General features: G+C 70.2%; 6 protein-coding genes and 3 pseudogenes. 4 read left to right on the top strand and 5 right to left on the bottom strand.

Annotation, left to right across the window (positions count from 1 at the left end):
- Window positions 1-112 precede the first annotated feature (112 nt).
- Window positions 113-760: pseudogene (locus tag AB0G13_RS22915) on the bottom strand (IS110 family transposase); the annotation flags it as partial.
- Window positions 761-1,285: 525 nt separating this feature from the next.
- On the opposite strand from AB0G13_RS22915, the gene AB0G13_RS22910 reads away from it, so the two are divergent.
- Window positions 1,286-1,900: a chloramphenicol phosphotransferase gene (locus AB0G13_RS22910; RefSeq protein ID WP_357877546.1), complete on the top strand. Its 615-nt coding sequence runs from the start codon at window positions 1,286-1,288 to the stop codon at window positions 1,898-1,900.
- Window positions 1,901-2,112: 212 nt separating this feature from the next.
- On the opposite strand, the pseudogene AB0G13_RS22905 reads toward AB0G13_RS22910, so the two are convergent.
- The 4 genes and pseudogenes from AB0G13_RS22905 to AB0G13_RS22890 all read right to left on the bottom strand — a co-directional run.
- Window positions 2,113-3,041, bottom strand: a pseudogene (locus tag AB0G13_RS22905) (site-specific integrase); the annotation flags it as partial.
- Between the two features lie 82 nt (window positions 3,042-3,123).
- Window positions 3,124-4,524, bottom strand: a complete 1,401-nt coding sequence (locus AB0G13_RS22900; RefSeq protein WP_357877543.1) for a lasso peptide biosynthesis B2 protein — start codon at window positions 4,522-4,524, stop codon at window positions 3,124-3,126.
- Window positions 4,521-4,832, bottom strand: a complete 312-nt coding sequence (locus AB0G13_RS22895; protein WP_357877540.1) for a hypothetical protein — start codon at window positions 4,830-4,832, stop codon at window positions 4,521-4,523. The genes AB0G13_RS22900 and AB0G13_RS22895 overlap by 4 nt, the downstream gene beginning before the upstream one ends.
- A 253-nt stretch (window positions 4,833-5,085) precedes the next feature.
- Window positions 5,086-5,504, bottom strand: a pseudogene (locus AB0G13_RS22890) (transposase); the annotation flags it as partial.
- 246 nt (window positions 5,505-5,750) lie between these two features.
- On the opposite strand from AB0G13_RS22890, the gene AB0G13_RS22885 reads away from it, so the two are divergent.
- From AB0G13_RS22885 to AB0G13_RS22875, 3 genes are read left to right on the top strand one after another with little or no spacing between them, the layout of a single operon-like run.
- A complete protein-coding gene (locus AB0G13_RS22885; RefSeq protein ID WP_357877537.1) occupies window positions 5,751-5,912 on the top strand; it encodes a lasso RiPP family leader peptide-containing protein in 162 nt (53 codons plus the stop codon).
- A gap of 8 nt (window positions 5,913-5,920) precedes the next feature.
- Window positions 5,921-6,535 carry an ATP-binding cassette domain-containing protein gene (locus AB0G13_RS22880; protein WP_357877534.1) on the top strand — a complete coding sequence of 205 codons (615 nt, stop codon included), beginning with the start codon at window positions 5,921-5,923 and terminating at the stop codon, window positions 6,533-6,535.
- Window positions 6,532-7,407, top strand: coding sequence for an ABC transporter permease (locus AB0G13_RS22875; protein ID WP_357877531.1), 876 nt, complete (start codon window positions 6,532-6,534; stop codon window positions 7,405-7,407). The genes AB0G13_RS22880 and AB0G13_RS22875 overlap by 4 nt, the downstream gene beginning before the upstream one ends.
- Window position 7,408: the final 1 nt, after the last annotated feature.

The raw sequence follows: 7,408 nt of genomic DNA, 5'->3' as shown, positions 1-7,408 counted from the left end.
CGATTTGCTGTCTTACCTGGAGCCTCGCCCTCATCGATCCCCGGGCTACACACCCCGCCTCTGACCTGCAAGGTCAGGATGAAAAGGGCTCAGTGGTGACCTGGTCGATGTTGCGGGAGCGGCCGGCTCGGCGCAGTGCGGCGGCGATGCGGGCTTTGGACAGCGTGAGCGCTGCGGCGGGAGTCGGGGCGAGTTCGAGCAGGGCTCGGGTCAGCGGGGTCGCGAGGTTCCCGCTGCGGTTGGCGGCCGCTTCGAGCATTGCCGGGTAGTACTCGCGCAGCAGCGACCGCAGCTCGTTGCTGGCTCGGGTGCGCCGCCACGTCGCGTCCTGGCAGGCGCGAGCGAGGACCGCGATCGAGCGGGCGAGTTCGGTGTCGGCGGGCAGCGGCCGGTGCACGTGCATGTCCGTACGCAGGATGTTTGCCAGCACAACGGCGTCGGCGTGGTCTGATTTCTTGCCCGACGCCGAGTAGCGTTCCCGGTATCGGGCGACGGCCATCGGGTTAATCGGGTAGATCGGGCGGCCGGTGGCGCGAAGCGCTGCGACCAGCAGGCCACGCGGGGTTTCGATCGCTACAGGGATCGGGCAGTCGCCGTCGTCGCCGGCCTCGGCCAGTATCGCCAGAAGCGTCTGGAAGCCCTCGACGGACTCGGTGATGCGGGCCTTCGCTACCAGAGTGCCCTTGTCGTCGACGAGCGCGATGTCGTGGTGCTTCTCCGCCCAGTCGATGCCGCAGGTGACCTTCAATATGTCCTCCATGTCGAGGGTTCGGGCTGGTCCTTGCCCTGACCGGGATCGCGCGGCGCCCTAATGGAAAGGCTCGATGGCCTGACATCCGATGAGCCGTCCTTGATCCCAGCGACCGGCACGGCTCCCCGTCTTACGTCGAGGGCTCCTGGCCCCGGAGAACCGAGGGATGTTCCGTGCTGGCGGGCTCGAACCACGAACAGATCCAACCGGACCCGATCCTGCAGAGCGGGCTGAGCCACGCAGCAGCTCCCGCCTTATCGTGAGGCGTCGAACGCCGGGGATACCAAAGGAGTCGCGGCAAGAGCCCGACCCGCTCTGCACCCATTAGGGCTACCAGTCTCCCGGACGGGGCCAAGGTGGTTCGTCTGGTAGGCGCTCCACCTTGTCCCCGTCCGGAGGAGGCTGGACGGTCTCGCGACTGCCCGACGAGGAGATCCGCTTGTCGCTAGTGTTGCCGCAAGCTGACGCGCTAGGGGGTGGCCATGGCCCACCTGGTCGAGCTCCAAGTAGATCCGTCTCCCTGAAAGGAGCTAAATGGCGCAGCTCGAAGGATCGGGCCAGATCGTGATTCTCAATGGCCCACCGCGCTCTGGGAAGTCCAGCATCGTTGTCGCGATCCAGGACACGTTCGAAGGCGTCTGGATGAACCTAGGGGTCGACCACTTCAAGCAGATGACCCCGGCACAGTTTCAGCCCGGAATCGGGCTGCGGCCGGGCGGTGAGCGTCCCGACCTTGAGCCACTTATCGTGACTCTGTATCGCGCCATGTATGAGGCGATTGCGGCGCACAGCCGCCTCGGGCTCAACGTCGTTGTCGACGTTGGGCACCACGACTCCTACTCGGTTCCGCGGCAGATTCTCTCGACGTGCGCTCGACAACTTCAGGGCCTGCCAGTGCTGTTCGTGGGCGTGCGTTGCCCGGTCGAGGTTGCCCTGGAACGCCGCCGCTCAACCTGGGGCGGCATCGGCTATAACCAGGGCGGCGCCGTACAGAACCCGGTGGACCTGTGGCACGAGGAAGTCCACAGACCGGGTATCTATGACCTCGAGGTTGATACGTCGGTGCTTAGCCCAGAGGAGTGCGCTGATCGCATCGCCCACCGCCTTGCAATGGGTCCACCACCATCGGCATTCCAACGCCTCGTCTGACCGACTGCGGAAGCGCTCGGCATCTACCTCATGAGCTGGCTGCGCGGCTGAGGATACAGCGGCTTCCGCCTGTGTTCGCACTTCCTGGACCGTCTGCTGCGCACGCCAAGCGTGTCAGCGCCCGGGGGCCACACGGGGACCACACGGTGTGCGCGCTGGTGACCGACGTGCCGTCGACTACACGGTCTGATCTTACGGATAACGCGCGTGGCGACCGCGCCGCTCAGGAGCACCGGCCGGAGTTGGTGCCGGTGGACGCTCTCGGTGACGGTCGTGCCGGAGTGGCCGCAGAGGTCAGCGATCGGCTCGATGCTGACGCTGCTGTCCCATAGCAGGGAAACGAAGCTGTGCCGCAATTCGCGTGGGGTCCAGTCGCGCGGGTCAAGGCCCGCTTTGGCGACGACCGGGCGGAAGGCTCAAAGCACGTTGTACCGATCGAGGGCGGTGCCGGCGGGCGGATCGTCGTGCGGCTTGCCGTTGAGGTCGACGAGTGCCCACGTGAGGGCGCGCAGTTCCTCGGTACGCGCGCCGGTCAGCAGCGAAACCACGATGTAGGCGTGCAACGAGCTGCCCTCGGCAGCGGTCAAGAGCGCCTTCGCGTGGTCGAGGGTCAGGGACTTGGAAGCCCGACGCGACCGGTGGGAACGGCGCAGAGGGCTACGACGTTGCGTTTGACCTTGTCCCGCGCCACGGCCCGATTGACCGCGCGGTTCAGCAAAGAGTGAAGGAGCCGCAGCGTGCGGGTGCTCAGGCGCTGGGACTTGTCCAGTAGCCAGCGGTCGACGTCGGTGGCACTGAGAACCCGCAGCTTCCTCGCGCCGAGGTCGCTGATGTTGTGGGAGCGCACGAGGGTTTCGTAGTTCGCCTTGGTGTTCTCGGACTGTTTGCTCAGGCCGTAGGCCAGCCAGTCGGTGAGAGCGTCGGCCACAGTCTGCCCGTCCTGAACGAGGGCGAGGCCGTCTTCGTAGTCGCGGATCTTCTCGCGCAGTTTGGCGCGTGCCTCGGTCTTGGTCTTGCCGGTGCCGATGCGCACGATGCGCTTGTCGGCCGGGGTGTAGCCGACGGTGATGGTGGCGATCCGGCGTTGGCGTGATTCGTCCCAGTGCAGGCCGCCTTCTCCTCGGGCGCGGCGGGTGGTCATCGGCCGCCTCCTTTCTGGGCTTCCTGCCCAGGTCGTCGTCTCGTGTCCGGTCCTGCCCTCCACCCGCGTCGACGATCAGCCACTACAAGATCGGCAGGCCACGCCCCAGCCAGTCCTGCGGTGTCGGTCGGCGCAGGATCTCCACCATCGCCTCCCGCTGCGCGTCGGTCTCTTCGTCGAGCCAGGCGTGGGCGTGGAAGCCGGAGCTGGGCGCGGTGACCCCGATCACCAGGGTGCGGGCGATCCGCTGGCTGCCGTACCAGCGTTGGAGGACCAGCGCCCGCTGTAGGCAGTTCGCCCCCGTCCGGTGCAGCACGCCGAGTACGGCGTGCCGGTGGGCGCCCGCGCCCGGTGGTGGGGCCGGGAGCCGGACGGACGCCAGGTCGTGCCGGGCGACTTGGATCCGTGCCTGCCGCACGGCCCGCGCTGTCCAGAGGGCGGTACGCAACGCGGGCAGCCCACCGCGACGGGCCAGCCGGAGCACCCCCGGCAGGCCGCCGCGCCAGGCCGGCCGGCCGGATCCCTGTCCCGGCGGGCGCGGCCGGTCGTCCACCGCCGACTGTCGGACGGCCCGGGCCGCCACCCGCAGTTCCGCCAGCGCCGCCGGGAGTCGCCAGAGGTTGCGGTGCACCCGCGCCAGGTGGGCCAGGAACAGCCCGGCCAGACCGCACCGGGCCAGCGCGCTGGAGTGCCGCATCGCGGCGGGCGACGGGAAGAGCCAAGGAACCAGGTGCCGTAGCCGGTCGCGGGCGGTGGGTAGATCGGCGACCTGGGCGAGGGCCAACGCGACCGGCGAGCCCCGATGCGCCCTGATCCACTGTGCCGGTGTGGATCGCCGGGGCAGGCCCAGCTCCGTCGCCAGCGCCGCGCCGGCCGGCGTCAGGCGCAGTCCGAGGGTGAACAGCGGTACCGCGCCCGTCTTCGCGGCGAGGTCGGCCGCTGCCCGCCAGGTGTCCGGGGGAAAGACCTCCAGCGCCCGTTCCAGGTCGGTGAGCGGCCGTCCGGAGCGGCCCGGGGCGGCGGCGTGCAGCGCGACCAGCAGGGCGGTGCCGATCTCGTCGGGAACGGCGACGGTGCCGCCGGCCAGCGGGATCCGTACCGCCGCACGAGACAACGAGGTCCAGAGGGCCTCGGGGTCCGCCACCCCGTGGAAGCCGCGGTGCAGGTCGACGGTGAGCGGTATCGGGCCGGGGACCCGCCACGGTCGCTCGTACCAGTGCGACCGGCGGTCAGGTTGTTCCTCCGGCAGCGCGCTACGGCAGCCCAGGTCGGCCAGCGCCCGCTGTGCGGCGGCGAAGCTGGCGGGAGCCACCAGCAGATCGATGTCCGTATAGACCCGCTGCCGTTCCAGACCGAGCCGGCGGGCGAGCCCGGCGCCCTTGAGCAGGACGACATCCACCCCTCGGTCGGCCAGGGCCCGGGTGACGACGGCCGCGGTCGTGTCGAGTGCCAGGCAGCGGACCGCCGACGGTATGGCCGTCACCGCAGCGCCCCCGCGACACGGCCGGGGGCGAGGGTGTCCTCGATGAGCCGACGGGTGTCGTCCAGCGCCGGCCAGTCACGGGGTCTGTGGAGATCCCAGGCCGGCAGGGCGGCCGCCGGCAGGCTCGCCGGGGCGGAGGGCAGGTGGCCGAAGGGCCGCAGCGTCGGCGGCAACCCGCCGCGCAGCCGGTCGGCGACCTGGCGGACCAGCGCGGCTGGGTGTCCGGGCCGGGTGTCGTCCGCTGCCGGAGGTTCCGCGGCCTCGTCCAGTCCGTGTACGCACAGCCCGTGGACGGACCACCCGGTCATCCGCATGTCCTGATCAACCTTTCTGTGCTCGTCCGGCCTCCACCACGCCGGACGGCGCGGATGGCATCGTGTGGACCGCCACCTGCGCCGCCGGTCTTGGCGTCGGCGCGGAATGCCGCTGATCATCACTCTCAACGAGCGGGACTCGGCCAGGCGGCGGGCGTCGCGCACCCGATCCTTCGCCGCCTTGCTGCCATTCGCGGCCTTGACCGCGCGAGGGGTGCCGTCACCGAGCGCGTCCTTGCTGGCGCTGACCCCGTTGACGGCGGTCACCCGGGTAGGCCCGGTTCGCCTTCGGCGTGTACGCCTCGTCGGCAAGGACTCGGTCCGGGCGGGTCCTGGGACGGCCGGTGACCAGGCGAGGGAACGCGGATGGCGGTCAGGACCGGGATGAACTGCGGGCTGTCGCCTCGTTGCCCGGCGGTCAGCACGATCGCCAGGGGTTTCTGGCCTTGCTCGCAGCCCAGGTGCAGCTTCGTGGTCAACCCACAGCGGGAGCGTCCGAGCGCGTGATCAGCAGGCTCGACACTGACTCCACCAGGCGGCACGCTGCCACCGCCGGAACAGGGCATGCATCGCCGACCAGGATCCGTACTGCGGTGGCACGTCCCGCCACGGGGCGCCCACCCGGATCCGCCACCGGATCCCATCGATCAACTGCCGCCTGCTCCATGACGACGGTCAACCTGGCCGCTGAACCATCTACCGGAGACCTCGGCCATTTCTGATCGTCGACACGCCGGACAGTCACACCGGCTCAGGAACCACCGCCGACTTCGACACAGGCCCCAGCACACCCCTGATGGCCCTTGTGGGGCAGCTGTCGGTCCTTCGACGACCCGCATTTCGATTTGCTTCACGAAGCGCGACCGCTGCGCTACTCTACGGCATAGCCCTTATCGGACATTGGAGGGGAAAATGGATTCAAGTCGCATTAGCTCGGAGAACGACAAGAAGGTGGGCCACGTCCGCGACTACCAAGCCCCCAGGGTGGAGCGACTCGGCACCCTCGCTGAGCTCACCCAAGGCGGCACCGGACCCATCGGTGACGGCCAGGGCGGCACCGGCGACTCCCTCTGAGTCGCCCGATGCTCTGCCTGCGGGGCGCGTCTCGCTGGTTCGGCCGACACCGGGTCTTCTCCGGGCTCGATGTCGACGTGCCGACGGGAACGCGACTGCTCGTCACGGGCGGCAACGGCTCCGGCAAGACGACCCTGCTGCGTTGCCTCGCCGGCACCCTGTCGCTCACCTCCGGCGCTGCCCTGGTCGACGGTCACCCGGCCGGTTCGCCTGCCGCGCGCCGCGCTCTGGGGGTCTGCCTCAACCCGGAACAAGGCCTCTACGGCAGGCTCTCCGGCCGGGACAACCTGCTGCTGGCGGCGCGCCTTCGGCTTCCCGACGCCACCGCCCGTCGAATGGTCGCCCGCGTCGAGGACGAGTTCGAGATCGGCCCCTTCGCCCGGGTGCCGGTGCAGCGCTGCTCAGCCGGCATGCGGGCCCGGGTGACGATCGCCCGTAGCCTGCTGGCCGACCCGGCGGCGCTGGTGCTCGACGAGCCCGGTCGTTCCCTCGACGAGCGGGCTCGGAACCTGCTCTGGGCCGCGCTGGACCGTCGTCCGAAACTGGCCTGCGTGGTGGTGTCCCACCAGTCGGAGGACCGAGACCGTTGCGAACGCACGCTGACCTTCCCGGTGCATCGGTGAGTCGCCCGACGACCGGGCAGCTCACCGGGCCTGCCGTCGCAGCGCCGGCGACCGCGGCGAGCCCGCCGGACCGGGCGAGTGCGGGATCGATGCTGCTCGCCCTGGTCGGCCGCAACCTCGCCGAACGGGGCCGGCTGGTGCCACCGCTACTGCTGGACCTGGCCTTCGGCATCGTGAACCTGGCGGTCTTCCTGCTCATCTCCCGGGTGCTCCGCGTGCCGGAGGGGAACGCCCTCGGGCACTCGGCGACCTACTTCGACTTCGTCGCGGTGGGCCTCACCTTCATGCTCGTCGTCCAAGCGGCCACCAGCCAGGTCACCTCCCGGGTCGCCCAGGAGCAGCGGGACGGCACCCTGGAGATGCTGGTCGCCCAACCCGTGCCGCGGTGGGTCCTCGCCGTCGGACTGGCCGCCCACCCGTTCGCCTTCGCGCTGCTTCGCGCCACGATCTACCTCGCCGTCCTCGGCCTGCTGTTCGGGCTGGACGTCGGTCGGGCGAGCTGGGTCGGCACCATCCTCGTCCTGGCGTCGGCGGTCGGGGTGATGCTGGCGGTGGGCATCGCCCTGATGGCGTTCACCGTCGCGTTCGGTCGCGGTGACCTCGTCGCCCGCCTGACGATGGTGGTGATCGCCTTCGTCTCCGGCACCTACTTTCCGGTGGCCGCACTCCCGGTGCTGCCGCCGTGGCTGACCGCCGTGCTGCCCACCCGGATCGCGCTCGACGGGTTCCGGCACGCGCTCGCCGGGCAGCCGTGGGGCACCGAACTGGCCGTCCTGCTCGGCTGCGCTGCGATCCTGCTGCCGATCTCCGTCGGGCTGTTCGGCGGGGCGCTGCGCCGCGCCTGCCGCCGGGGAACCCTGAACCGGGACTGAG

The organism is Micromonospora sp. NPDC023633 (genome assembly GCF_040640035.1).
GTDB lineage: Bacteria > Actinomycetota > Actinomycetes > Mycobacteriales > Micromonosporaceae > Micromonospora.
This window is presented reverse-complemented; position numbering and strand designations above follow the sequence as displayed.